The following is a 25,391-nucleotide window of genomic DNA, read 5'->3' as shown; positions in this document are numbered from 1 at the left end:
TTCTTGAGAATTGATTGGGGGAGTCAGTTTGAAAGAATAGGGTGTCTCTTAACTATTTTAATCTCAAAAAACTTTTTTATTACTGTGCAAAGTTATGTTGTTTTTCTACGATATATTTGAAATAATTTAAATATGTCCGTAGTTGGCAATGTAATGTTTATATATGACCGCAGAACAATTTATAGTTGACCTTAATCAGTATCAGTCCGATATAGAGAAAGTGAAAATCCAACGTTATTTTAAAATAACGAATGGGTCGTTGTTTATGGGGATTAAAATGGGACAACTTTTTAAAGTAGCTCAAGATTATATGGATATGCCGTTACAAGAAGTAGCGCTGCTTTTGGAAAATCCAATTCATGAGATACGTGCCGGTGCTTTAAGCATTATGGATAAGAAAGGAAGAAATAAAAAAACTTCTGATGCCGAGCGAAAAGCCATGTTTGAACTTTATATGAGTCGTCTCGATCAGATCAATAATTGGGATTTGGTTGATATAAGTTGTCAGTTTGTTGTGGGACGTTACCTTTGGGATAAACCTAGAGCTATTTTATATCAATTAGCACAATCGGATAATATTTGGGCCAGGCGTACCGCTATTGTAAGCACGGGCTATTTTTTAAGAAATAAACAAGCGGATGATACTTTTGCTATAGCAGCGATATTGGTTAATGATTCGGAAGATCTGATTCGAAAAGCTGTAGGCGGATGGATTCGCCAGGCCGGGAAAACGGATAAAATCCGGTTAATACGTTTTTTGGATGTACACGCAGCTACAATGCCTAGAGTAATGTTGCGTTACGCCTTAGAACATTTTGAACCGGAAGAAAAAGCATATTATATGAGCTTGAAAAAATAAGAGATAGCTATGGTGTATCAACCAATCGTAACCACTCTGTAATAATAGCTTGCAAGTCATTTTTCCGCTGCATGACCTGATCAATTGACTTGAATAGCACTACTTTTCGACTATCGGTAAATTTACCTTCTAACAGTCCCGAAGTATCATGAATTGTAGCGCCCGTAGGGAATACCAATAGTACGCAATCTTCTTTGTGTAAATTAAAAACAACAATATCTCTTTTGTATTCTTTAGGATCAAAAGGTTTCATTGCACCGGAATAGTAAAAACTCGGAGAATTCCATTTAATTTGTTCGGCTATTCGATTGTCAACTTCTAATATAATTTGGCGTAAAGCCATAATAATTGCTGTCAATGGATGATTCCTGTTTTGAATATGTTCAGTTACAGTTATATTCATCATGTAGATTTAAAATGTAAACCGGCAGAAATAAGTGCCTCTTTTAGTTTGGGAAGCGAACTTTTTCCGATACCGTGAAAAGCTAAAATTTCCTGTTCTGTAAACCGGGTTAAATCACCTTCGGAAAAAATGTGATGTTGTTCTAAAGCACGTCTGGCCGGAGCAGAAAATCGGGATAGAAAATCATTTTGAGGCTTTCTCTCCGATTCACAAACCGGACACACCGGACAGGTACTACTTTTATAATAGCGATGCCCTTTTGTACAGGTTCGCAATGATTTTTTTAACCGGGCTTTTTCAGTATTTTCCTGAGCCCGAAATAGCGTAATGGATTGGATTAGTTGTAACGGTAACGGACGATCTAACGGAAACTGAACAGATCCTTTTGCCCCTTTGTAAAGGTATAATTCCGATTTAAACGCTGCTATTCCGGATGGAGCCGGGTAAAAGCCAATATGATTTTTATAAGCCGCAAAATGCACGACATTTCCGTGTAATTGATAAGTAGGCATACCGTAATTGATCACTTCTTCAGCTTCAGGAATTACCTCTCTAATACTGTTTCGGATTTGATGTAGTAATAACTGGGTAGCCTCCGGAAAGTTGCCGATATATTGATCGATATTTGTAACCGGTTTCATCGCTAAATGATTAATAATGTGCTGTATAAAGATACAGTTTTTTATAAAAATTTATATTCTACAGCCATTTTAATCAATTCCGCAACATTTTTAGCGCCGAATTTCTGTAGCAAATTTCGTCGATGTGTCTCCACTGTCAACGGACTCACAAATAATTCATCGGCGATAGCAACGGTAGTTTCACCATTAGCAATTTTTTGTAAAATCTGCTTTTCCCTTTTAGTTAATGTCGGAATGGATTTCCATTCATTTTGAGATGGTTTTGTCATAATCGCTTTGGCCTCTTCACTAAAAGTTAGTTTTCCTTCCAGCGCCTCCGAAATACAATTCAAAAGTTCATTGGCATTCGCATTTTTTAAAACATAACCTCCGGCGCCGTTTTGAAGTAACTGCATCATAATACTTCGTTCCGCTTGATTACTCAATCCGAGAATAACGGTTTCCGGGACTTTCCGCTTTATCATTTTACACAGCTCGATTCCGTGATAGTCGGGTAGCATAATATCGAGCAATACAATGTCGACATCGTTACTTTCGATAAAATCAAGAAAGGATTGGCCGTTAATAAAGCTGACAGCGGTGATACGGGGATCACTTTTTAATAATGTTTTCAGGCCTTCAATGACAATAGGATGATCATCTACAATGGCCAATATGATTTTTGCGGTATCAGACATCTAATTCTACATTTATTGTGGTTCCTTCATCCGGAGCAGAATGAATTTCGACTTTTCCGTTCAGGTATTTTGCACGGTTTTCAATATTGGTAATACCGATTCCTTTTTTCTGTTCCAGAATGCGCTTATCAAAACCTTTTCCGTCATCTTCGACAGTAATAAAAAATGTTTTTCCGTTTTGACTGCATTGTACCATAATGGTATTGGCTTCAGAATGGCGGATAGCATTCGATAAAGCTTCCTGAATGATCCGGTAAATAATGACCTGAGTTGCCATCGGCATTTCATTATCAATATTAAAGGCTTCATAACTAACAGCGATTTCATGCGTTTGAAGCGATTCACATAAGTCTTTTAATGCCGTTTCAAGGCCAAAACGAAGTAATGTTTCCGGCATCATATTACGGGCAATACGACGTAATTCGGTTACCGAATTATCTAACTGTCCGATAATTTTTTGAATTTCTACCGGATCCGGATTTTTATTAAGAGCGGTCATTTCTCCTGATAATTTTATCTTTATACCGGCTAACATACCACCTAAACCATCATGGAGATCCCGGGCTACCCGACGACGTTCCCGTTCTTCACCTTCAAGCATAGCTTCGGTTAACGATAAAAGTTGCTGCTGTTGAAGCTCTTTTAATTGCTGTTGATGGTTGATTTCTTTTTGCTCGGATAACTTTTTCTGATTTCGGTAGAAAGCAAATGCGAGTATGGCAATTACAAGAAAGAACAAGGCCGTGGCACCTAGTAGTCCGCTAAAAAGGCGATTGTTTTTAGCCGCGAGAGCCGCTTCTTTTTTGTCCGTTTCAAGAGCCGTTATCTTTTTCTGATTTTCGGCATTTTGAAACTGTACTTCCAGCTCGTTAATTTTTTCTTTTAGCTTACCATCATTAATACTATCGCTTAATTTACTGTATTGGGCTTGCCAATCGTAGGCTTCTTTCAGGTTTCCCATCTTTTTATTAACACTGGCCAATTGGGTATAAAACATTTTCCGATTGTTGACTTCCGCTGCTAAAGTCCCTTCCTTAAGTAGGCTCAACAATAAATCCCGGGCATTTTTATATTGTTCTAATTGGAGATAGATGTCATATTTTCTAAAAATAAGCATTTGGAGTAAGGTAGGTTGGTTCATGCTTTTAGACAAGGCAACACCTTTATCGATACTTTTAATGGCATTGTTAAAATAACCCTTCGTAATCAAATAAAGTCCTTCGTTATAATAATAATAGGGATAATGAGTCGATTCGGGATAAGGAGCCAGGATATTTTTGGCTTTATCTAACATTATTTTGGCCTCTTCGTTGTTTCCTTTATAGATATAATTACTTACAGCGCCGAGATAGGCTAACATCAATTCGGTTGAACCGGGATTGTTTTTTTCTAACAAATCAATCGCTTTTTGGTTATAGCTTTCTGCTTTGTCAAACTGGGAATTATACATAAAAAGTGTTCCCAATTGCGAATAATAATGGGCAATTTTTTTCGGTTTTCCGGATTTCTGAGCCAAAGGGATGGACTTGTTTAATAATATATTGATCACAAATGGATCCCCTTTTTTATTGCGTTGTAAGATGGCAGCATTATACCAAGCTGAAGCAGCAGCTTCATAACTGGCCGGAGTGTGAAAAGCAGCTAGTTTTTTTGTCGCTTTTTGTAAGGTAAGAATAGCCTTTTCCGGTTTAAAAGATGACAAATGTTGACCCTCGTAAAAACAATACAAAGCATACAGATAATTATTTCTGGCGGCGAGTTGTTTGCCTTTTGTTAGAAATAAACGGCTTTTAACGGTGTCTTTAGCCCTCCAATAATCGGAAAGTAAAAAACTGGCATTGGCTCTGATACTATCCGTTTTCTTAGAATATACAATATGACTTAGACTATCGGCATATGTTTTTTCATTAACCGGTAAAAGCTGTTGAGCGGTAACAGAAAATGAAAAACCGATTAGGATAAAAAGGGACCATAATAATTTTCGGAAAAACAAAATCCGGTGCATGATTCGCATATTAATTTAGGGTAATAAATAGGAATTTACTGATAAATATAATTTTTATCAAATCAATTTCTTTCAAAGATTATAAAAACATTGTAAAAAGCCATATGAATATTGAAAAATACCGGAAAACCATTAGAAAAAAATACTCATTTTCTGCGATTGTTACTGTTTTGGCTGCAATCTAATTTTGTTTCAGAAAGATTGTTCAACCATTTAGACCTTTTATAATATGAAAAAGAGAATTTTTTTGACGTTAGTATTGACAACGGCTTTCGGGCTTTTCGGAACATCATGTAGTAGTGACAGTGATAGTCCGGCTGGTTCATCAACAGGAACGAATAGAGTAGTACGTTATAAAGCAACTGTAACCGATAATGCCAGAATAGGTGTTATTGCTTATACGAATGCACAAGGAGATATGACTACACATACCGATATCAATGCAACTACATGGGAAAGCCCGGAAATTAGCATGCCGGCTTCGGTACAGGCTATTTCATTCGGCGGATCGGCTGATGTAAACACGCAGGGAGAATCAGGGACATTAAAGGTACAAATCATCATTAACGGTGAAGTAGTAAAAGAAAATGTGTCAACTGGATCGGTGATGTCAGCATCAACGACTATATATTAATTGAAAGCAATGAAGTATTCTCCTTTTTTATTCCTGATCGGATTAGTTATTTTAATTGTATCCTGTAATCCTGTAAAGGAAGCGGACAGAAAAGCCAATAAAAATAAGATAACCGAAATCTATCCGGAGTCTCCTTTTGATAGCCTTCAGGCTAAGAAAGCCATAGGTTACGGAAAAGCTACGATTAAAGGAGTATTGTCGACAAAACAGAAAAGTAGTCTGGGAATTAAACCGTTAATGGCAGAGCGGGTTTATGGTACTAATCGTACGGTGTCTCTTTTTCCGGTAACGCCTTATTTTGAGGCTTGGTATGATTTAAGAAAATCGAAGGAAAACAAAAAGACACATGTGTTTATGTCGCAAACAGCCTACCGTTATCGCATTGATGTGAAAACAGACGAATACGGACGTTTTAAGTTTGAAAAAATGAAACCCGGAAAATATTTTCTTCAGGCGATGATGTCGACTTCCTATGGACATTCAGGTCAGGTTCATACCGGAACCGGATATACCCAATACGGGAATATTAACTATTATCAAGATAAAACGTATTACAGCGATCAGCATGAACGAATAGAAAAGTTTATTGAGATCGATAAAGACGGTATTGTTGTGGAAGTAAATTTGCGATAAATAAGGAGAATCGGATTATGTTTGTACCAGACGTTTCCGCTAAATTCCCATCCGTTAAAAGGAAGGGGGCTGTCTCAAAAGTGAGGCAGCCTCAATTTTTTTATACAAATAAGGGAGCCCGAGAGCTCCCTATATTTTGCAAGTTTGTTAACTTGCGGTGTGTATAATAAATCAAAAGTAGTCTTTAAAGATTACAATCCCAAGCAAAATTTTCTACTTCCTCCGAGTTTAGAGGAGCTGATAGAACTCAACCATCCAGTAAGAACCGTTTCCGATGTGATTGACGGTCTTGATTTGGAGTGCCTTATTAAGAATTACAAACCAGGCGGCACTTCCAGTTACCATCCCCGCATGCTTCTTAAAGTGTTGGTTTATGGTTATTTGTGCAATATTTTTTCCAGCCGCAGGCTTGAGGAAGCCTTGAAGCAGAATATCCATTTTATGTGGTTAAGCGGTATGAGCCGTCCTGACCATAATACTATAAACCGCTTTAGGAGTGAACGCCTTAAAGATGAGGTACGCAGCATCTTTACCCAGGTTGTATTGCTTTTAGAATCCCAGGGACATGTGAGCCTTAAAACTGTTTTTACCGATGGTACAAAAATAGAAGCCAATGCCAACCGGTACACTTTTGTATGGGGCAGATCCATCGAAAGGAATAAAAGGCGCATAGAAGAGCAGCTTCAGGACTTATGGGAGTATACGCAGCAAGTTGCCGCTACTGAATCTAAAGACAAGACAGAAGTTGAGTTTAAGGCTATTGACAAGGAAGCTGTTGAAAAGACTATTAAGAAGATTGACACCGCCCTTAAAGGCAAAAAGATATGCCCTAAAGTACGGCAGAAGCTTAACTATGCCCGTAAGAACTGGCCTGCAAACCTTGAGAAGTATGCTAAGCAAGAAGATATAATGGGTAAGCGAAACAGCTTTTGTAAGACCGATACTGATGCTACTTTTATGCGGATGAAAGAAGACCACATGAAGAACGGACAGTTAAAACCGGGATATAACTTACAGATAAGCACACACAACCAGTTCATTGTAAATTACTCTTTACACCCTAATCCCAATGATACAAGGACGCTACCCGAACATATAAAAATTTTTAAAGAACACTACAATAGACTACCTGAAGAACTTGTGGCTGATGCAGGTTATGGTTCGCAGGAAAACTACACATTACTTGATAATGAAGGTGTTGAAGCATATGTAAAATATAATCATTTTGACAAAGACACCAGAACAGGAATACCAAGTATCTCTTTATCTAATCCCGAAGTAGCCCAGTTAAGAACAAAAGCTTATAACCTGCTCGTAACCGACAGGGGAAAGGAACTCAGAAAGCAACGCTGTCATGATGTAGAAACCGTTTTTGCCCAGATAAAAAACAACAAAGGCTTCCGCAGGTATAATCTGCGTAGCAAAGCCAAGGCCGAAGTGGAAACGGCATTACTTGCTATGGCTCATAACCTCAAAAAATGCCCTGTTAGGACATCATAAAAGGGATAATTTTCTCTTTTTTGAAAAGTAGATGCTTTTACTGGCTAAAAGAGACATCAAAATAGCTAAATCAGAAAAAATAAATCAGAAGATTGTCGGCAATAAAAAAGGGGATGTCCTTTTGAGACAGCCCCTTTTCCGCTGTGTATTCAAATGAAACCCGTTTTTAAACGGTGTTATTATAATTCAAAGGAGGTAATATAGGTGCTGATATAAGGTCCGAGCTTAGCGATTACATTTTGACGTATTTGGTTATAAACATCTGAATTTAATGCGATGCGCTGTACGCTGAAATTTAGCTCTGTAGTACTTGCCGGAAAGGAATAGAATAAAAACTTTTTAGGATTTTCGCGGGCGATCACTTGAAAACTCCCAATAGTAGTGACAATTTGATCGTAAGCTGAGGTTGTAGTTAGTGTCTGAAATGTTAGATTCGAAGCACTGTCGAAAACCCGAACAGGCATGCTGTCGTCCGGTAAGGTACTAAACGCCTGTAAGGTTTTTTGTAAACCGGGTAATGCCTCTTGGTCCCATTCCATGATTTTTAATACGGCATCACTTGGCCTTAACGTGTTTCCGGTGGTTCTATAAGGATCAAAAGGAGTGTTATAGGTACTCCATCCGATCTTATTTAAAATATCAAAATAACTCCGATACCAGTCTCTTGTTTGTGTTTTTCTGTCGCATCGTTTATCACTGGCTATTTGCGCGAATAATGTCGAATACATAACATCTTCACATTGTTGAGCGGACATATTCTTGTCGAAATAGGCTATACTGCCGGCTACAATATTAGCATTGGTGTTTATCGCATTAGCAGATAATATAGCGGTATTGTTTTTGGCAGCAGTAGAATGATCGGGTAGCAAGTCGTCAATATAGGCGATCAGACTTTCGGTTTCGTGTAGTTCCATAATAATGTTTTTTAGAGTATCTAATGTAGTATTGTTCTGAAAATGAATATCAGGTGTTTTTGCCTGATTTTTAGTGAGATAGTTTTTGATTTGATCAACTTTGAAAAGCATATAATTTTCAATTTGAGTAGTATTGCGTATCTTAGTAAAGTATAATAAAAGGCAATATGAAGAAACAAATTGTAGCAGCACTGCTCTTGATAGTATGTTTTGCCTGCAAACAAGAGTCGGATAATAGCGAAAAGAAATCGGATGTGAAGACAGAGCAACATATGGCTTTTGATAAAGTAAAATGGGGTGTGAAAAATGATGCTGCTTATGCTTACAGAGATAAAATGCTTTATGATCTTATCGAGAACCGAAAAGTAAGGCAATTAAAAAAAGAAGAAATAGTAGCTTTGTTGGGTGAGCCGGATCGTACGGATAGTTTATTTTTGTTTTACACGATTCTTCAAAAACGGATGTTTCTTTTTCCGTTGCATACCAAATCAATGGTGATAAAATTAAAAGAAAACGACAGCGTGGAATGGATTAAAATGCACGAATGAAAATAGACAAATGGAAATAAAAATAAGGCAAGAAGAGGAAAACGATTTTCAAGCAGTTTTTAACCTGATTGAAAATGCTTTTGAAAAGGAGGAATACAGTGATCATAAAGAACAGTTTTTAGTGGAGCGATTACGGAAATCAGCGGCCTATATTCCGGAGTTAGCATTGGTTGCAGAACAGGATGGAAGGATTGTCGGTTATCTGTTGTTGACCAAAATTAAAATTAAAGACGAAAACGGAAAAGAAGCGGAATCATTAGCATTAGCGCCCGTAGCGGTTTTACAGGATTTTCAGGGAAAGGGTATAGGCGGACAGTTAATTCGTTATGCACATGAAAAAGCCCGGAAATTGGGATTCGGTTCTATTGTTTTATTGGGACATGAACAGTATTATCCGCGATTCGGTTATGAATTGACAAGTAAGTATGGCATCCGATTGCCTTTTGATGTTCCTTCTGAAAATTGTATGGTGATTGAATTGGTTACCGGAGCTTTACAGGATGTTCAGGGCGTTGTGGAATATCCGAAAGCGTTTTTTGAGTAAAAATGCGAAAGAAATAGTGTCTGAAAGAAATGTTGAAACAGTTTGTCCGGTTATTATTTTTGACGTTGCTTATTTCCTGTCAGCGGAAAGAAATAGAGTAAAATAAGTTTTATGAAAATCTTGAAAAGGAACGTAAAACAGAATTGTTGTTTACTATAGGACGTGTGTATTTTGAAAATAATTGCGGAAGCTGTCATCGGAAAGGCGGTACGGATAATTTTATGGAGCAAGCGATAAAAAATGAAAAATACGATTACAATTTTTTTAAATATTACCTGTTAAATCAGGATAGCTTACTTAAAAGCGGAAATCAGACAGTGATCGATCTAAGAAGCGATTGGCCTGATAATGTATATCGACATCGATTTAAGCTTATGGATAGTGAATCAAAAGCTGTTTTTTATTATGTCAAAAATTAAAAGTCTATCGAACAATAGGCTTTTTTTAGTAACCAAAACGAAAAACAATATTATTTTCGAGGTAATTCCGGTCTTTCCGTTTTTATAATAACTACCCGATAAAGATGCAAGAAAGGCAACAAGCGTCTTTTTATCTAATTGTAAAGATTGCCCGCTGCTGGCGCGAGCGTCACGTTTGTGAACAAGATGAGATGTTTAAAGGTAAGTAAACAAAAAAAGCTCCAGATTTCTTTGAAGCTTTTCTTAGTAGCGGGAACAGGACTCGAACCTGTGACCTTCGGGTTATGAGCCCGACGAGCTGCCTACTGCTCTATCCCGCGCTGTGCGTTTGAATTCTCAATATGTTTTCTTAGTAGCGGGAACAGGACTCGAACCTGTGACCTTCGGGTTATGAGCCCGACGAGCTGCCTACTGCTCTATCCCGCGATGTTTCGAGTGCAAAATTACAACGAATATTTGGAATAACAAGCCTTTTTTAAAAAAAATAAAAAATTTATTCTTATTCGCCTGATATGCCTACCTTTGTAGGCTAAAATTTTTACTATGGCACATAAAGCAGGTTATGTTAACATCATCGGGAATCCAAATGTCGGGAAATCGACATTAATGAATGCCTTTGTTGGGGAACGCCTTTCTATTATAACTTCCAAAGCGCAAACAACACGTCACCGTATTCTCGGAATCGTAAATGGTGATGACTTCCAGATTTTGTTTTCCGATACACCCGGAATCATAAAACCCGCTTATGAACTACAGTCTTCAATGATGGATTTTGTGAAATCGGCGTTCGAAGATGCCGATGTATTAATATATATGGTTGAAATAGGAGAGAAAGAATTAAAAGATGAAGCTTTCTTTAATAAAATCATCCATGCTAAAATTCCGGTATTATTGTTACTGAATAAAATCGATAAATCGAATCAGGAACAACTGGAAGAACAGGTAAACCTTTGGAAAGAAAAAGTGCCGAATGCCGAAATTTTTCCGATTTCAGCATTAGAAAACTTTAATGTAAGTGCCGTTTTCGACAGAATAATCGAATTATTACCGGAATCACCGCCGTATTATCCGAAAGATGCGTTAACCGATAAACCGGAACGTTTCTTTGTAAACGAAACGATCCGTGAAAAAATCCTGTTGCATTATGAGAAAGAGATCCCATATTCGGTAGAGATCGAAACGGAAGAATTTAAAGAAGACGATGATATTATCCGAATCCGCGCTGTGATCATGGTGGAACGTGATACTCAAAAAGGAATCATCATCGGACATAAAGGAGCGGCGATTAAAAAGGTAGGAATTGAAGCCCGACAGGATCTTGAGAAATTCTTCGGAAAGCAAATCCATATCGAAATGTTCGTAAAAGTGAATAAAGACTGGAGAAGCAATAGCTATCAGTTGCGTCGTTTCGGATATAACAATAAATAAAATACTAAAAATAAGGTCAGTGTTGCAGTTGGATAGGGCCGCTGCAATCAAAAAAATGTACTTTTGCAAAAAATAAAGAAAGATGAATAATATCGTAGCCATAGTAGGAAGACCAAATGTAGGAAAATCCACTTTTTTCAACAGGTTGATTCAACGTCGTGATGCCATAGTCGATTCAGTAAGTGGTGTTACCCGTGACCGTAACTACGGAAAAAGTGAGTGGAATGGAAAAGAGTTCTCCGTAATTGATACAGGAGGATATATAAAAGGGTCGGACGATATTTTTGAAGGTGAAATTCGCCGTCAGGTAGAATTGGCTATTGATGAAGCAGATGCCATTATCTTTATGGTTGATGTAGAAGAAGGGATTACACCGATGGATGATGAGGTGGCAAAACTGTTGCGTAAAGTGAAAAAGCCGGTTATGCTTGCCGTAAATAAAGTTGATAATGCGATGCGTGAAAAAGACGCAATCGAATTTTATAATCTGGGATTAGGCGATTATTATACCATTGCCGGAATGAACGGAAGCGGAACCGGAGAATTACTGGATGCTTTAGTAGAATTGTTGCCGGAATTACCGGAAGCAGTGGAAGAAGAAAATCCGTTACCGCGTTTTGCCGTGGTAGGACGTCCGAATGCCGGAAAATCATCATTTATCAATGCATTAATCGGTCAGGATCGTTTTGTGGTAACCGATATTGCCGGAACAACCCGTGATGCTATCGATACTAAATACAACCGTTTCGGATTTGAATTCAACCTGGTTGATACAGCCGGTATCCGTAGAAAAGCGAAAGTAAAAGAAGACTTGGAATTCTATTCGGTAATGCGTTCTATCCGGGCAATCGAACACAGTGATGTTTGTATCCTGATGATTGATGCTACCCGCGGTTTTGAAGGCCAGGATCAGAGTATTTTCTGGTTGGCTGAAAAAAACCGTAAAGGAATCGTTATTCTGGTGAATAAATGGGATCTTGTGGAGAAAGATACGATGTCGACACGCGATTATGAAGCAAAAATCCGACAAGAGATTGCTCCGTTTACCGATGTGCCGATTCTATTCGTATCAGCGTTAACCAAACAACGTTTACTAAAAGCACTGGAAACAGCTGTTGAAGTATTCGAAAACCGTAAACAACGTATCGCAACATCTAAATTCAATGAATTGATGTTACCGATTATCGAACATACGCCACCACCGGCATTAAAAGGAAAATATATCAAGATCAAATATTGTATGCAATTGCCGACACCTACACCTCAGTTTGTGTTTTTCGCCAATTTACCACAATATGTAAAAGATCCGTATAAACGATTTATTGAAAATAAACTGCGGGAAAACTATAACTTTTCGGGTGTTCCGATTGATATTTATTTCAGACAGAAATAGTTTGTTAAACTTTCTTTAAGATTCCCGTTATTACATACGAAATCATTTCTTTTGCGGTTAATATATATTAACCGCAATTTTTTTTATTCTAATGCAAAAAATCACCTTACTTTTTGCGTTTTTGTTTTTTAGTTGCCTTTCCTTCGCTCAAAATACCATAACGGTAAAAGGGAAAGTTATAGACAAAAACTCGGGTTTGCCAATCGAATCTGTAACCGTTTACTTGTCGGTTGCCAAAGATTCTTCGCTGATCGATTATACGATCACCAATAAAACCGGAAACTTTGAACTCAGCGTAAAAAAAATAACACAGCCTGTTTTTCTGAAAATAGCGCTGATCGGTTATCAGGATCATAAAGTAAGACTGGAAAATTTTACCGAATCGAAAGATTTCGGAACGATTGCAATTGCTGAATCGGCTAAAGCATTGGATGAAGTGGTGGTGAAAGCGGAAGCGCCGCCAATCCGGATTAAAAAAGATACATTAGAGTTTAATGCCGCTTCGTTTAAAGTGCGCCCGGATGCGAACGTAGAAACACTTTTAAAGCAATTACCCGGTGTAGAAGTGGATACGGACGGTAAAATTACTGTTAACGGAAAAGAAGTAAATCAAATCCTTGTAAACGGAAAACCGTTTTTTGATAAGGATGGAAAAATTGCACTGCAAAGCCTGCCTTCCAATGTTATTAATAAAATACAGGTAACGGATACTAAAACCAAAAAAGAAGAAATATCCGGACAGAAAGGGAATTCCAATAATGCCAGTATTAACCTGACGATCGAGGAAGATAAGAATAAAGGTTTCTTTGGGAAATTTACCGGTGGTTATGGTACAGATAGTCGCTATGAAAGTAGTGCGTTGGTAAATTATTTTAAAGGTTCCCGTAAGATCAGTTTTTTAGGATCGTCGAATAATATTAATTCGACCGGATTCTCCATGAATGAAATTTTTGACAATATGGGAGGTGGTCGTAATAATTCGTCTCGTTCCGGTGATAGCGGAATGAATTTTGGCGGAGGAAAAGGAATTACACAGTCCAATATGGTCGGATTGAATTATGCCGATGAACTTTTTAAAGGATTTGACATCAACGGAAATTATTTTTATAACGATGCAACTTCGAAAAACACCAATAAAAGCCGGTATCAGAACTTTTTACCGGATCGAACCATCATAACGGAATCGGAAGGGAATTCACGAGAGGATAAATACACCCATAACACGAGTTTTAATGTTGAATATAAAATCGATTCGACAGCGACGGTTTTTGTTGCCCCTCGTTTTACTAAAGGGAATGCAAAATACAATAGCCAGTCAGTCGAGGCAACGTTAGGAGATAATAACCGGACGTTAAATGATAGTCAGAGTAATTTGTATAACGAAACGGACAATCAGAACTTCAGTAATTCAATAGCTTTTAATAAAAGACTGAACAAAAAGGGAAGAAGCATCGGAGTTACGATTGACAATGCGAATTCAAAAGATATCGGAAGTAATCTGAATCAGTCCAAAACGCGGTTTTATGATGAAAACGGAAATTTGCTCCGTACCGATAACCGGGATCAGATTCGCTATAATCGAAATTTTAATGATCGTATCGATATCGGACTGGAATACCTGGAGCCGATAATGGATTCCGTTCGTTTTAAAATAGCGGTAGATTATACATGGAATAAAGCATTGGACAATAAAACGGCTTATAATTATGATGAGGTAACCGGTGATTATACAACACAAAATGATACGCTGACAAGTTTTTTGCGCTCGAAAACAATCACGATTAATCCCAAAGCAGGAATTAATATACAGAAAAATAAACTCTATCTGAGCGGGTATTTCGGAACTAATATTGCCCGTTTGGATAATGAATCGTTTTATTTATATCGCGATACCAAACTAATTCGGGATTATATATTACCGTCGGCGGAAGTTTATATGGATTATAAACTATCGAAAGCAAAATCGTTATGGCTGAATTATTCCTATCAGGTATCGTTCCCGTCTGCGACGCAATTGTTACCTGTAGAAGATCTTTCGAGTGCTTTGGTGAGCTATTCCGGAAATCCGGATTTGAATCCGAATAAGAGCCACTATGTTTATGCAAGCTTCCGGAATTATGACTATGCTTCCCGTTCAGGCTATAGTTTTTATACCGGCGGACAGTTTTATGAAAGTCAGGCAATTGCTTCAACTGTATATGACGAAAGTGCAAAGCGATATACGACTTATCAAAATGTTTCCGGAGTTTTTAATACATGGACAGGTGTAAACTGGAATAAAAGTTATAAAGTCGAAATGCATAAATTCCGTATCAGCGCAGGTTCGGGATTGAATTTTACCAAAAGCAAAGGATATACTAATGCCGAAATGTATGATGCTTTTAATTATCGCATCAGAGCGAAAGCTAACTTTAACTGGGATTACGGCGAATTGTTAAGCGTAAGTCCTTCTTATAGTTATGTCTATAATAATACGAGCTATACGAATTATAGCGTAAGTTCGGCTTCGAATTATCAGCATCAGGTCAATTTACAGACTACGAGTTACTGGCCGAAAGGATTGGTTATCGGAAACGATTTTGGGTATAACTACAATTCGGCAATTTCCGATGGTTTTAAAAAAGATTTTTACCTATGGAATACCAGTGTCGGATATAATTTTTGGGAAGACAGAATGTTGTTTAAAGTAAAAGTCTACGACTTGTTAAATCAGAATCAGAGTGCTACGCGAACGATTACAGCAACCAGTATTCGGGATGAAGAAAATGTAGTTTTAAAGCGATATGCTATGTTTTCGCTGACTTATAAAATTGAAAAATTTGCCGGAAAAGAAAAAAAAGGAAGGGGAAGGGATAGAGTTCTTTAAAATATATCCATAATTAAAAGGAGCTGAACCCCGCAGCTTCTTTTTTTTGACATAAGCGAAGTATATTTGCGAAAAATTGAAAAAGAAAGATGAAATATTTTTATGCAGGAATAGTAATCTCGGCGCTGTTTGGATGTGAGCCGGAACGAAAAAATTACGATCTCAGGATGTTGCCGCGGGAATGGGTGCGGCTAACCAAAACAGCAAAAGGGCTGATTGTATACAATACTTGCGATTCCGGAAATTTACTGCTAACGATTACACATACCGGAAAGAATTCGGAAATTTTTCTGCACGGACAACAGGAAGATCAGGAATATCAGGTTTTAAATACCTATCAGTCGAGTGATACGATAATAGTGCAAACAAAAGAAAAAGGCGGGAAGTCTTTACAGGATTTTAAGTTTATCCCAACGGAAAAAGAAAAACACCTCGGACGTTGGATTACCCAATTTCCATCGGGATTTACGTCTAATAATATGTTTGTTACAACCGAAAAACAAAACCATTATCCCAAAGTAGACCAACCTTGTAGGGAATGTTGGGGTGATGAATGTGATTAAAAAACCTGAACCGGTCGTAAAGGCTTGTTTTTTAATAAGTAATAATGATATATATAGCTTTAGTGTTATTATTAATACCGCTTGTTTTTCAGATACGGTATGGAAATAGAGCGATTAGAGGAGCGACAAATATGAGTTTAGGAGTCGTTACTCTTTTTAGTTTTGCAGGACAAATATTGATAACCTTGCTTTCAATCGGATTAGCAATAATGGTAGAAGGATTTATAGCTGTAGGAGAACAACCTCGCTGCGGATCTATAATCCCGGGTATTTTTGTATTCGGATTTATGTTTCTGCCGATAATTATTTTTGTTCTTATGTTAATACAATGGTATGTAAAACGATCGTATTAAAACAGGCAGGTCTTTAAAGACCTGCCTGTTTTTTTCGTACTGTAGTATTTAAACCGGACAGGTCTTTAAGACCTGTCCGGTTTATTTTCCTTTAGATAGCCTTTAAATTTGATGCTCCTTAGAATACTCCAAGTATTCATAGAAATACCCTTTTTCCAGTATAAAAAAATACGCATGATTTTTATACTGCATTTCTTCTTCTAATGTCTTAGATAACGTGTCGTTTACTTTTTGCATTGTTTTAATTACGGTTTTTTGCTGTATGACAGTGTCTCGAAACGATTTTAGGTCTCTTTTGGAATCCATATTTTGAGAATTTAGGAAATAAGACCTCCATGCCTTAGCAGTCCTACACTTCTCACGGTGTTACGGTTGTTTCCAATACCGTCTGCATAGCATGGAGGAATTTTTTCTTGTAACTCTAAAGTGAGAATTTAGGAATTGTAAATATAAGTAATTGATAATTAGTGTTTTAATCTTATTTTGACACTGCTAATTTTTCAATTAAAAATAAAACAACCCATTTTTATATAAGTATATATAATAGTGTTCCTCTTTTATTAAGAAAAAGAAAATGGAGTAATAAAGATATTAAATAATTCGCACTATAATTTTTCAGAAATAAATGGAGAAAGAGCAAAAGTTAATGGTAGAGGACTTATTTTCAGTGTAAATACATCCTTCAATAAAAGTAATGGGAGAAGCGGTGAATAAAAAAAGCCGGAACGAGTCCGGCTTTGTCTTATAATTGTCTTAGTCTGTTACCAACTTCCGCCGGCTCCGCCACCGCTAAATCCGCCGCCGCCAAAGCCGCCACCGAATCCGCCGCCGCCAAAACCACCTCCGGAGCTTCCGCCGCCAAAACCGCCTCCGCCACCACGACCTAAGCTGCTAAGGATGATCATGTCCAGAATGCCCGGTCCGCTACCGCCACCAATACCGCCTTTGCCGCCACCGGGTTTACGACCGCGCGCCAGTACGATAATCAGAATGATAACGATAAAAATGAAAATAAAAATTCCGGCTACACCGTCATCGGATTGATCACCTTTACGGCTGCCTTTGTATTTTCCTTTCAGTACGTCTACAATAGCATCAACACCTTTGTCAAGTCCGGTATAATAACTACCGGCTTTAAATTCCGGTATAATAATATTCCGGGTGATTTCACCCACAATTCCGGCCGTTAAGCGATCTTCCACGCCATAACCGGGAGAAATCCATATCCGACGTTCGTTTTTAGCTAGCAGAATAAAAACACCATTGTCCTCTTTCGCTTGTCCGATACCCCATTGATGCGCCCATTTCGGAGTTAAAATCCCGATATCTTCTCCTTGTAACGATTCGATAGTCACCACAACGATCTGGGTTGTCGTAGAATCGGAATAATGAATCAGCTTTTCTTCAAGACTTTGTTTTTCCTGAGGACGTAACATATTGGCATAATCGTAAACACTGGTCTGGAATTTTGGTTTTTCCGGAATGGTAAACTGAGCCGAAACCGGTTGTAACAGTAAGAAGAATACCGGTAACAACAGGTTTTTAATAATTTTTGAAATATGATAAGTCATTTTATCCTTTGGATATTTCGTTCGATAATTCGTTGGTATCGTCACTTTCAAAAGGAAAATACTGTTTTAAACGTTCGCCGGCCTTGATGATACCATCCACCAGACCTTCTTTATAACGTTTGTTTTTGAAGTGTGTAATCACAATTTCTTTGGTGCAATCCCAAAAATCGTCCTCGACCACATTGTGAATCCCTTCGTCGCCGATAATGGCAAAAGTATGATCCGTTACTCCAACGTAAAATAAAACGCCGTTACGAGCTTTGGTTTTATCCATGCCAAGGGAATAAAAAACCTCCTGAGCTCTTTCAAGAGGAGGTTTTTCACTATGATCTTCCAGGTGGACTCTAATTTCTCCTGAAGTATTCCGTTCAGCGATCTGAATCGCATTTACGATTGCATTTTCTTCTTCCGGAGTCAGGAAATTTTCAGTAGCCGACATGGTTTTTAGAATTTAACTTCAACAGGTTTTTCAGCACCTTCTACAGCATTGAAGAAAGCTTTCTCTTTAAATCCGAACATACCGGCAAAAACACTGTTCGGGAATTTTTTGATATGACTGTTATAACCTTTAACGCTTTCGTTAAAACGAGTTCGCGCTGTTAAAATCTGATTTTCAGTGCTTGCCAGCTCATCCTGTAGTTTAAGGAAGTTTTGGTTTGCTTTTAAATCAGGATATTGTTCTACGGTAACCAATAAACGAGATAAAGCCGAAGAAACACCGCTTTGTGCTTTGTTGAACTCTGCTAATTGTTCCGGTGTGATGTTCGAAGGGTCGATTGTTGTTTTAGTCGCTTCCGAACGGGCTTTAACTACAGCTTCCAGTGTGCTTTTTTCGAAATCAGCAGCACCTTTAACGGTGTTTACCAGATTGCCGATAAGGTCGTTTCTACGTTGATAAGAGGTTTGTACGTTACCCCATGCTTCCTGTGAAGCCTGATCCATTTCTACTGCGGTATTGTTGATACCTTTAGCCCAAAAATAAAGGATAACAATAAAGAATACAATAATTCCGGGAACTAACCATTTTCTCATAATTACTTTTTTTAGATTGTTTTTTATTATACTATTAGTCGTGAATTGACCTGAACCGTTACAAACGGATTTTTTTCAGGAGTTGTTATAATTCGTTCTTAATATTCAAAAGTTGCACTTTGATAGCTTCTAATTTACGAATGATTTCGAATTTATCCAGTGTTTTTTTCTGTGCTTCTTTCAGGTGGGTTTTGGCGCCTTCCAGAGTAAACCCACGTTCTTTAACCAAATGATAAATCAATTGCAGGTTTTTTACATCTTCCGGTGTAAACATCCGGTTGCCTTTTGCATTCTTTTTGGGTTTCAGAATATCAAATTCTTTATCCCAGAAACGGATAAGTGAAGCATTTACATCAAATGCTTTGGCAAGTTCGCCGATACTGTAATATCTCTTTTCAGGTAAGTCTAAATGCATTAGTCGAGCGATTGGTTTTCTTGGTTAGCTAATTGTGAAATCAAAACATATTCTTTGGCCGAAATCGAACCGTAATAGAAATTTAACGGATTCACTACAGATCCGTTTTTATGAACTTCATAATGGAGGTGAGGCGCTTCAGAACGTCCTGTGCTACCCACATATCCGATGATGTCTCCTCTTTTAACGCGTTGACCCGGTCGGACATTGTATTTGCTTAAATGCGCATATAATGTTTCATAGCCATAGCCATGTGTAATCTCAATATGGTTTCCGTAACCGGATAATGAGTTGTCGGCTCTTCTAACGACTCCGTCACCTGTAGCGAAAATGGGAGTTCCGGTTTTGGCGGAAAAGTCCATCCCGGCATGAAACTTACGGACTTTGGTAAACGGATCGCTTCGGTATCCGAAACCGGAGGCCATGTGTTTTAAATCTTCATTTTTTACCGGTTGAATGGCCGGAATGGCGGAAAGCAGTTTTTCTTTGTCTTTTGCCAGTTTTAATATTTCATCCAGCGAACGCGACTGAATTACCAGTTGTTTGGTGATCACATCGACACGACGAGTGGTATTCATAACGAGATCCGAATTGTTATAGCCTTCAAGCGCTTTATATCGGTTAATTCCTCCGAATCCGGCACGACGTTGCTCATCCGGGATAGGCGAACTGTTAAAATAAACCCGGTAAAGATTGTTGTCGCGCTCTTCCAGATCACTTAAAACAGCATCCAACTGATCCATTTTTTTATTCAGGATCGCATAGTTGATCTTCAGGTTTTCAATTTCACGAGCCTGTAATTTATCTTTCGGGGTTTCAAAAAACGGTGTATTGATTAATATGATAAAACACAAAAAACCGAACAACGCCGATGCAACTAAAAACAAACTGATGTATCCCAAACGACGTCCTTTTTTAGGCTTTATTTTCTGATAGGCTAATTTTTCAGGATCGTAATAATATTTTACCTTCGACATTTTCTAAAATATGCTATTTTTGCACCTTATAAAAAGTTAAACGGCAACCTTTTGTAAGGTTAGACGAACAAATTTAATAAATGTTTCTGTAAAATACTTTTCCGGAAATAATATTTAGCTTATTTCTTGTCGGTTACGTAGTGACATGTTAAGTGTAAGTTGATGATATCAGGAAGTATAGGTCGGAGAACTTTTTTAATTTTAAGAATAAATTAATACATACGGGCGAAGTCAATTCGCGTCAAATAATGCAGTATATGAAATCACAAGACGTCAGAAAACAGTTTCTCGACTTTTTTCAGAGCAAAGGCCACTTGATTGTGCCTTCGGCTCCGATCGTTTTAAAAGACGATCCTACTTTGATGTTCAACAATTCCGGAATGGCTCAGTTTAAAGAGTTTTTCCTGGGGAATGGAACACCGAAAAGCGCCCGTATAGCCGATACTCAGAAATGTCTTCGCGTATCCGGGAAACACAATGACCTGGAGGAAGTAGGAATTGATACCTACCACCACACGATGTTCGAAATGTTAGGAAACTGGAGTTTCGGCGATTATTTTAAGAAAGAAGCAATCAATTGGGCCTGGGAATTATTGACCGAGGTTTACAAAATTGATAAAGATATTTTATATGTAACGGTTTTCGAAGGAAGTAAGGAAGAAAATGTTCCTTTTGACCAGGAAGCTTATGATATTTGGAAAACCCTTATTGCGGAAGATCGTATCCTTTTGGGAAATAAAAAGGACAACTTCTGGGAAATGGGCGATCAGGGACCTTGTGGACCTTGTACTGAAATTCACGTGGATATCCGTTCGGCAGAAGAAAAAGCGAACGTACCGGGGAAAGATCTTGTTAATGCGGATCACCCTCAGGTAGTAGAAATCTGGAACAACGTATTTATGGAGTTCAACCGTAAAGCGGATGGTTCTCTTGAAAAATTACCGGCACAACACGTCGATACCGGAATGGGATTTGAGCGTTTGTGTATGGTATTACAGGGAGTTCAGTCCAATTATGATACGGATGTATTTACTCCGCTAATCCGTAAAGTGGAAAGTTTAACCGGAGCGAAATACACGGTTAAAGCGAAAGATGAGGAAGAAGATAAAGTAAATATTGCAATCCGTGTAATTGTGGATCACGTTCGTGCTGTAGCATTTGCTATCGCCGACGGGCAATTACCATCCAATACCGGAGCAGGTTATGTAATCCGTCGTATTTTACGTCGTGCAATCCGTTATGCGTTTACTTTCTTAAACAAAAAAGAACCGTTTATTTACGAATTGGTACAGGTATTAAGCGACCAAATGGGCGCATTCTTCCCGGAAATCACGGCTCAGAAATCATTGGTGATGAACGTAATCAGAGAAGAAGAGGCGTCTTTCCTTAAAAAATTAGAACAAGGATTACATCTGTTGGAAAACGTAATTGCCGAAACAAAAGGTATTGTTATTTCCGGAGAAAAAGTTTTTGAATTATACGATACATTCGGTTTTCCGAAAGATTTAACCGAGTTGATCTTGCGAGAAAGAGGTTATAATTATGATGAAGCCGGTTTTGAAGCGGCGATGAAAAAACAAAAAGATCGTTCGCGTGAGGCTTCCGAAGTTTCGACAGATGACTGGACAATTTTGGTAGATGGAAATGTAGAAACATTTGTTGGTTATGATCAAACGGAAAATGAGGTGAAAATCACCCGTTTCAGAAAAGTAGATAGTAAAAAAGACGGTAAATTATATCAGATTGTTCTGGATAGCACGCCTTTCTATCCGGAAGGTGGCGGACAGGTTGGTGATAAAGGTGTTTTGGTATCGGCTAACGAAACCATCGAAATTATCGACACCAAAAAAGAAAGCAACCTGATTTTACATTTTGCGAAAAAATTACCGGAAAATATAAACGCAACATTTGACGCAAAAGTAAATAAAGAATTACGTAGCCAGTCGGCTAATAGTCACTCAGCGACACACTTATTACACCAGGCTTTGCGTTCGGTTTTAGGAACGCATGTGGAGCAAAAAGGATCGTTGGTTTCTCCGAATTACCTTCGTTTTGACTTCTCTCATTTTGCAAAAGTGACTGATGAAGAATTAAAACAGGTTGAAGATTTTGTAAATGCAAGAATACGCGAGCAATTGCCGTTAATCGAAAGAAGAAGTATTCCGTTTGCTCAGGCAATCGAAGAAGGCGCAATGGCCTTATTCGGTGAAAAATACGGTGATAACGTACGTGCCATTAAATTTGGTGACAGTATGGAATTATGTGGTGGAATCCACGTGCCGAATACAGCCGATATCTGGTACTTTAAAATTACGAGTGAAGGTGGTGTTGCAGCGGGAATCCGTCGTGTGGAAGCGATTACCAACGAAGCGGTAAAAGACTTCTTTGCTTCTCAGGAAAATACCCTGAAAGAGATTAAAGAAACGTTGAAAAACCCTCAGGATACGATTAAAGCCGTTGTTTCGTTACAGGACGAAAATGCGAAACTGAAAAAACAGTTGGAAGCGTTATTAAAAGAAAAAGCGAAAAACCTAAAAGGTGAATTAGTTGGTGAACTACAGGAAATCAATGGTGTTCGATTTTTAGCAAAACAGGTGGATTTAGATCCGAACGGAGCAAAAGATCTGGCTTATGAATTAGGTAACCTTGGAACCGATCTTTTCTTGTTGTTAGCAACAGCTGATGAAGGGAAGCCAATGCTAACCTGTTATATTTCGAAAGAATTGGTCGCTGAAAAAGGATTAAACGCCGGACAGGTAGTACGCGAACTTGGAAAATACATTCAAGGAGGCGGAGGCGGACAACCGTTCTTTGCAACGGCCGGAGGTAAGAATCCTGGCGGAATCAAAGAAGCTTTAGAAAAAGCGATAGACTTTGTAAAATAATAAATATCAGAATAGAATCGGAAAACCCAAAGTAATGCACTTTGGGTTTTCTGTTTTTAGAATATGACATAATAATCGCTAAGTTTGTAGAAACAAACTCAATCATGCAATTCAGAACCCAAATACCTGTTTTTAAAAGTACTAATCCGATTGATTATACTTCACAAATAGTGTCTTTGGGTTCCTGTTTTGCTGTTAATATGAGTGAGAAACTCGATTATTTCCGATTTCAGAATTATTGTAATCCGTTTGGAATTCTTTTTCATCCGTTGGCGATAGCAAAACTGTTTGAATATGCTTTACGGAATAAACAATTTACGGAATCCGATATCTTTTTCCATAATGAACAATGGCATTCTTTTGACGCACATTCCGATTTAAACGAAACCGATAAAAATCAGTTGCTCGATAACCTGAATAGTGCGACTGTTCAAACCAAGAAGCAGCTTTCCGGTGCAACGCATGTTATAATCACATTAGGAACGGCCTGGGTATATCGGAAATTAGAAAATGATCAAATAGTTGCTAATTGTCATAAAGTCCCGCAGAAGCAATTTAAAAAGGAATTATTATCTGTTGAAGCCATTCGGGAGAATTTGGAAAAAATTATGGACATAGTTTTACAGTTCAATCCGGAGGCGAAGCTTATTTTTACCGTTTCACCGGTTCGTCATATCAAAGACGGTTTTGTGGAAAATCAATGGAGTAAAGCGAATCTGATTACGGCCATTCATCAGGTGATTTCGGAATCGGCTGTTGCGAGCTATTTTCCAAGTTATGAGATTATGATGGATGAATTACGGGATTATCGCTTTTATACTGAAGATATGATACATCCGAATCCGGTAGCCATCGATTATATCTGGGAGCGGTTTACAACGGCATGGATTACCGAAGAAGCGCAGCAAGTGATGAAAGAAGTAGAAAGTATTCAAAAAGGATTGGCGCATCGATCCTTTAATCCGGATTCGGAACAACATCTTCGCTTTTTGGAAAACCTGAAAGGAAAGATTACTAAATTAGCAGAACAATATCCAAACATAGAATTTTAAGTATGCCACGTAAAACATCAGAAGAAACACAGATTAAGAATATGTTGGTTCCTGTCGTACAGGCATTGGCGCGTTCCGGGAAAATTATGTATTTGCTGATACTGTTGATTATCGGTTTTGTAGTCTATAAATGGATAACTTCCGAAAAAAATACGACAACGACAGAGTATAATACGAATCTGATTCAACAGCAGATTAAAAATGTCGGGAAACTGGTGGTAACCGAAGGGCATTATGCGCAGGTGATGACGTATAAAGATCAGCAGAAATACCTGATGAACCTGCTGACATTCGAGAAGAAGGCTTTAATCGTGATCAATGCAGATGTGACGGTTGCTTATGATTTACGACAGGTGAAATATGATATTGATGAGAAAAATAAAACGATCAAAATCCTGAATATTCCGAAGGAAGAAATCAAAATAAGTCCGGATATTCAGTTTTATGATGTTGATCAAAGCCGAATGAATCCGTTTACCGGTGATGATTATAATAAAATCAGTAAAAAAGTAAAAGAAGATCTGGCTCGGAAAATAGAAACGTCGACTTTAAAATCCAATGCCAAGAACCGATTGATTAGTGAATTATCAAAAATTTTAATTCTAACGAATACGATGGGATGGAAATTAGAATATGAAAATCAGATCCTGGAAAATGAACAACAGTTGGGAGAGCAAGTGAAATTATAAACAAAAAAACCGCTTTAAAGCGGTTTTTTTTATGACGAATACAAAAGCATTTATATTTTGTTTTCAAGGCTATTCCAGCCTCCTCCGTTGATCACTTCAATATTCTTTTCTTTTAGTAGCGTTGCGGCTTGAGCGCTTCTCATTCCGGAACGACAACAAGTAATAATCGGCTTGTTCCATTTTTGAATAACTGCTATCTCGGATGCAATCCGCTGTAACGGGATATTCTTGGCATTTTTTATATGTCCGCCGGCAAATTCTTCCGGAGTACGCACATCAATAATGATAGCGCCTTTTGCTATAAATTCTTTTATAACTTCATTTTTATTGCCTAGTCCTAATAAATCTAAAAGTCCCATAACTTTAATTTTTTATCAAAGGTAAGGGACT

General features: G+C 37.9%; 26 protein-coding genes and 2 tRNA genes. 14 read left to right on the top strand and 14 right to left on the bottom strand.

Going from position 1 to position 25,391, the window contains the following annotated elements:
- Positions 1–163: 163 nt before the first annotated feature.
- Positions 164–859: a DNA alkylation repair protein gene (locus NOX80_RS00515; protein WP_256551396.1), complete on the top strand. Its 696-nt coding sequence runs from the start codon at positions 164–166 to the stop codon at positions 857–859.
- A gap of 7 nt (positions 860–866) precedes the next feature.
- Here the strand turns inward: NOX80_RS00515 and NOX80_RS00510 are convergent, their stop codons facing one another.
- Genes NOX80_RS00510 through NOX80_RS00495 form a run of 4 tightly spaced genes read right to left on the bottom strand, consistent with a single transcriptional unit; the run spans position 867 to position 4,585 of the window.
- A complete protein-coding gene (locus NOX80_RS00510) occupies positions 867–1,265 on the bottom strand; it encodes a DUF1801 domain-containing protein (RefSeq protein WP_256551395.1) in 399 nt (132 codons plus the stop codon).
- Complete coding sequence (locus NOX80_RS00505; protein ID WP_256551394.1) at positions 1,262–1,903, bottom strand: DUF1801 domain-containing protein; 642 nt, start codon at positions 1,901–1,903, stop codon at positions 1,262–1,264. The genes NOX80_RS00510 and NOX80_RS00505 overlap by 4 nt, the downstream gene beginning before the upstream one ends.
- A 41-nt stretch (positions 1,904–1,944) precedes the next feature.
- A complete protein-coding gene (locus tag NOX80_RS00500; protein WP_256551393.1) occupies positions 1,945–2,580 on the bottom strand; it encodes a response regulator in 636 nt (211 codons plus the stop codon).
- The gene (locus tag NOX80_RS00495) at positions 2,573–4,585 is read right to left on the bottom strand and encodes a tetratricopeptide repeat-containing sensor histidine kinase (protein WP_256551392.1); all 2,013 of its coding nucleotides are present in this window, start codon (positions 4,583–4,585) and stop codon (positions 2,573–2,575) included. Before NOX80_RS00495 ends, NOX80_RS00500 begins: the two co-directional genes overlap by 8 nt.
- Positions 4,586–4,814: 229 nt before the next feature.
- Between NOX80_RS00495 and NOX80_RS00490 the strand changes: the two genes are divergently transcribed.
- The 3 genes from NOX80_RS00490 to NOX80_RS00480 all read left to right on the top strand — a co-directional run bounded on the left by NOX80_RS00490 (position 4,815) and on the right by NOX80_RS00480 (position 7,352).
- Positions 4,815–5,219 carry a hypothetical protein gene (locus NOX80_RS00490; protein WP_256551391.1) on the top strand — a complete coding sequence of 135 codons (405 nt, stop codon included), beginning with the start codon at positions 4,815–4,817 and terminating at the stop codon, positions 5,217–5,219.
- A gap of 9 nt (positions 5,220–5,228) precedes the next feature.
- Positions 5,229–5,852 carry a hypothetical protein gene (locus NOX80_RS00485; protein ID WP_256551390.1) on the top strand — a complete coding sequence of 208 codons (624 nt, stop codon included), beginning with the start codon at positions 5,229–5,231 and terminating at the stop codon, positions 5,850–5,852.
- Positions 5,853–6,011: 159 nt separating this feature from the next.
- Complete coding sequence (locus NOX80_RS00480; protein ID WP_256549765.1) at positions 6,012–7,352, top strand: IS1182 family transposase; 1,341 nt, start codon at positions 6,012–6,014, stop codon at positions 7,350–7,352.
- 179 nt (positions 7,353–7,531) lie between these two features.
- Here the strand turns inward: NOX80_RS00480 and NOX80_RS00475 are convergent, their stop codons facing one another.
- The gene (locus NOX80_RS00475; RefSeq protein ID WP_256551389.1) at positions 7,532–8,377 is read right to left on the bottom strand and encodes a hypothetical protein; all 846 of its coding nucleotides are present in this window, start codon (positions 8,375–8,377) and stop codon (positions 7,532–7,534) included.
- A gap of 56 nt (positions 8,378–8,433) precedes the next feature.
- On the opposite strand from NOX80_RS00475, the gene NOX80_RS00470 reads away from it, so the two are divergent.
- On the top strand, positions 8,434–8,814 hold the full coding sequence (locus NOX80_RS00470) for a hypothetical protein (protein ID WP_256551388.1): 381 nt from the start codon (positions 8,434–8,436) through the stop codon (positions 8,812–8,814).
- A gap of 10 nt (positions 8,815–8,824) precedes the next feature.
- Positions 8,825–9,358, top strand: a complete 534-nt coding sequence (locus tag NOX80_RS00465; RefSeq protein WP_256551387.1) for a GNAT family N-acetyltransferase — start codon at positions 8,825–8,827, stop codon at positions 9,356–9,358.
- A gap of 666 nt (positions 9,359–10,024) precedes the next feature.
- On the opposite strand, the gene NOX80_RS00460 is transcribed toward NOX80_RS00465, so the two are convergent.
- Together NOX80_RS00460 and NOX80_RS00455 are read right to left on the bottom strand one after the other, a co-directional pair.
- Positions 10,025–10,097 (bottom strand) — tRNA-Met (locus tag NOX80_RS00460).
- A 33-nt stretch (positions 10,098–10,130) separates the two neighbouring features.
- Positions 10,131–10,203 (bottom strand) — tRNA-Met (locus tag NOX80_RS00455).
- Between the two features lie 117 nt (positions 10,204–10,320).
- Here NOX80_RS00455 and era point away from each other — a divergent pair.
- The 5 genes from era to NOX80_RS00430 all read left to right on the top strand — a co-directional run bounded on the left by era (position 10,321) and on the right by NOX80_RS00430 (position 16,380).
- Complete coding sequence (gene era, locus NOX80_RS00450; protein WP_256551386.1) at positions 10,321–11,205, top strand: GTPase Era; 885 nt, start codon at positions 10,321–10,323, stop codon at positions 11,203–11,205.
- A gap of 82 nt (positions 11,206–11,287) precedes the next feature.
- The gene (der, locus tag NOX80_RS00445; RefSeq protein ID WP_256551385.1) at positions 11,288–12,598 is read left to right on the top strand and encodes a ribosome biogenesis GTPase Der; all 1,311 of its coding nucleotides are present in this window, start codon (positions 11,288–11,290) and stop codon (positions 12,596–12,598) included.
- A gap of 91 nt (positions 12,599–12,689) precedes the next feature.
- Positions 12,690–15,464, top strand: a complete 2,775-nt coding sequence (locus NOX80_RS00440; protein ID WP_256551384.1) for an outer membrane beta-barrel protein — start codon at positions 12,690–12,692, stop codon at positions 15,462–15,464.
- An 89-nt stretch (positions 15,465–15,553) separates the two neighbouring features.
- On the top strand, positions 15,554–16,027 hold the full coding sequence (locus NOX80_RS00435; protein ID WP_256551383.1) for a hypothetical protein: 474 nt from the start codon (positions 15,554–15,556) through the stop codon (positions 16,025–16,027).
- Between the two features lie 44 nt (positions 16,028–16,071).
- Complete coding sequence (locus NOX80_RS00430; protein WP_256551382.1) at positions 16,072–16,380, top strand: hypothetical protein; 309 nt, start codon at positions 16,072–16,074, stop codon at positions 16,378–16,380.
- 102 nt (positions 16,381–16,482) lie between these two features.
- Here the strand turns inward: NOX80_RS00430 and NOX80_RS00425 are convergent, their stop codons facing one another.
- The 6 genes from NOX80_RS00425 to NOX80_RS00400 all read right to left on the bottom strand — a co-directional run bounded on the left by NOX80_RS00425 (position 16,483) and on the right by NOX80_RS00400 (position 20,375).
- Positions 16,483–16,686, bottom strand: coding sequence for a hypothetical protein (locus NOX80_RS00425; RefSeq protein ID WP_256551381.1), 204 nt, complete (start codon positions 16,684–16,686; stop codon positions 16,483–16,485).
- A gap of 455 nt (positions 16,687–17,141) precedes the next feature.
- Complete coding sequence (locus NOX80_RS00420; RefSeq protein ID WP_256551380.1) at positions 17,142–17,951, bottom strand: TPM domain-containing protein; 810 nt, start codon at positions 17,949–17,951, stop codon at positions 17,142–17,144.
- 1 nt (position 17,952) lies between these two features.
- A complete protein-coding gene (locus tag NOX80_RS00415) occupies positions 17,953–18,390 on the bottom strand; it encodes a TPM domain-containing protein (protein WP_256551379.1) in 438 nt (145 codons plus the stop codon).
- A 5-nt stretch (positions 18,391–18,395) separates the two neighbouring features.
- Positions 18,396–18,983: a LemA family protein gene (locus NOX80_RS00410; RefSeq protein ID WP_256551378.1), complete on the bottom strand. Its 588-nt coding sequence runs from the start codon at positions 18,981–18,983 to the stop codon at positions 18,396–18,398.
- A gap of 85 nt (positions 18,984–19,068) precedes the next feature.
- On the bottom strand, positions 19,069–19,398 hold the full coding sequence (locus NOX80_RS00405; protein ID WP_256551377.1) for a MerR family transcriptional regulator: 330 nt from the start codon (positions 19,396–19,398) through the stop codon (positions 19,069–19,071).
- On the bottom strand, positions 19,398–20,375 hold the full coding sequence (locus NOX80_RS00400; RefSeq protein WP_256551376.1) for a M23 family metallopeptidase: 978 nt from the start codon (positions 20,373–20,375) through the stop codon (positions 19,398–19,400). The genes NOX80_RS00405 and NOX80_RS00400 overlap by 1 nt, the downstream gene beginning before the upstream one ends.
- A 257-nt stretch (positions 20,376–20,632) precedes the next feature.
- Here NOX80_RS00400 and alaS point away from each other — a divergent pair, with 257 nt between their 5' ends.
- From alaS to NOX80_RS00385, 3 genes are all read left to right on the top strand, one after another.
- Entirely contained in the window at positions 20,633–23,260 is a 2,628-nt protein-coding gene (gene alaS, locus NOX80_RS00395; protein ID WP_256551375.1) for an alanine--tRNA ligase, read from the top strand.
- 104 nt (positions 23,261–23,364) lie between these two features.
- Entirely contained in the window at positions 23,365–24,312 is a 948-nt protein-coding gene (locus tag NOX80_RS00390) for a GSCFA domain-containing protein (RefSeq protein WP_256551374.1), read from the top strand.
- A 2-nt stretch (positions 24,313–24,314) separates the two neighbouring features.
- On the top strand, positions 24,315–25,001 hold the full coding sequence (locus NOX80_RS00385; protein ID WP_371926066.1) for a DUF4230 domain-containing protein: 687 nt from the start codon (positions 24,315–24,317) through the stop codon (positions 24,999–25,001).
- A gap of 50 nt (positions 25,002–25,051) precedes the next feature.
- Here NOX80_RS00385 and NOX80_RS00380 read toward each other — a convergent pair whose 3' ends face one another.
- The gene (locus NOX80_RS00380; RefSeq protein ID WP_256551373.1) at positions 25,052–25,360 is read right to left on the bottom strand and encodes a rhodanese-like domain-containing protein; all 309 of its coding nucleotides are present in this window, start codon (positions 25,358–25,360) and stop codon (positions 25,052–25,054) included.
- Positions 25,361–25,391: the final 31 nt, after the last annotated feature.

The organism is Flavobacterium cerinum (assembly GCF_024496085.1).
In the GTDB taxonomy this organism is placed as follows: Bacteria; Bacteroidota; Bacteroidia; order Flavobacteriales; family Flavobacteriaceae; genus Flavobacterium; species Flavobacterium cerinum_A.
The sequence above is the reverse complement of the archived record's forward strand: the minus strand, read 5'-3'. Positions and strand labels throughout refer to the sequence as shown.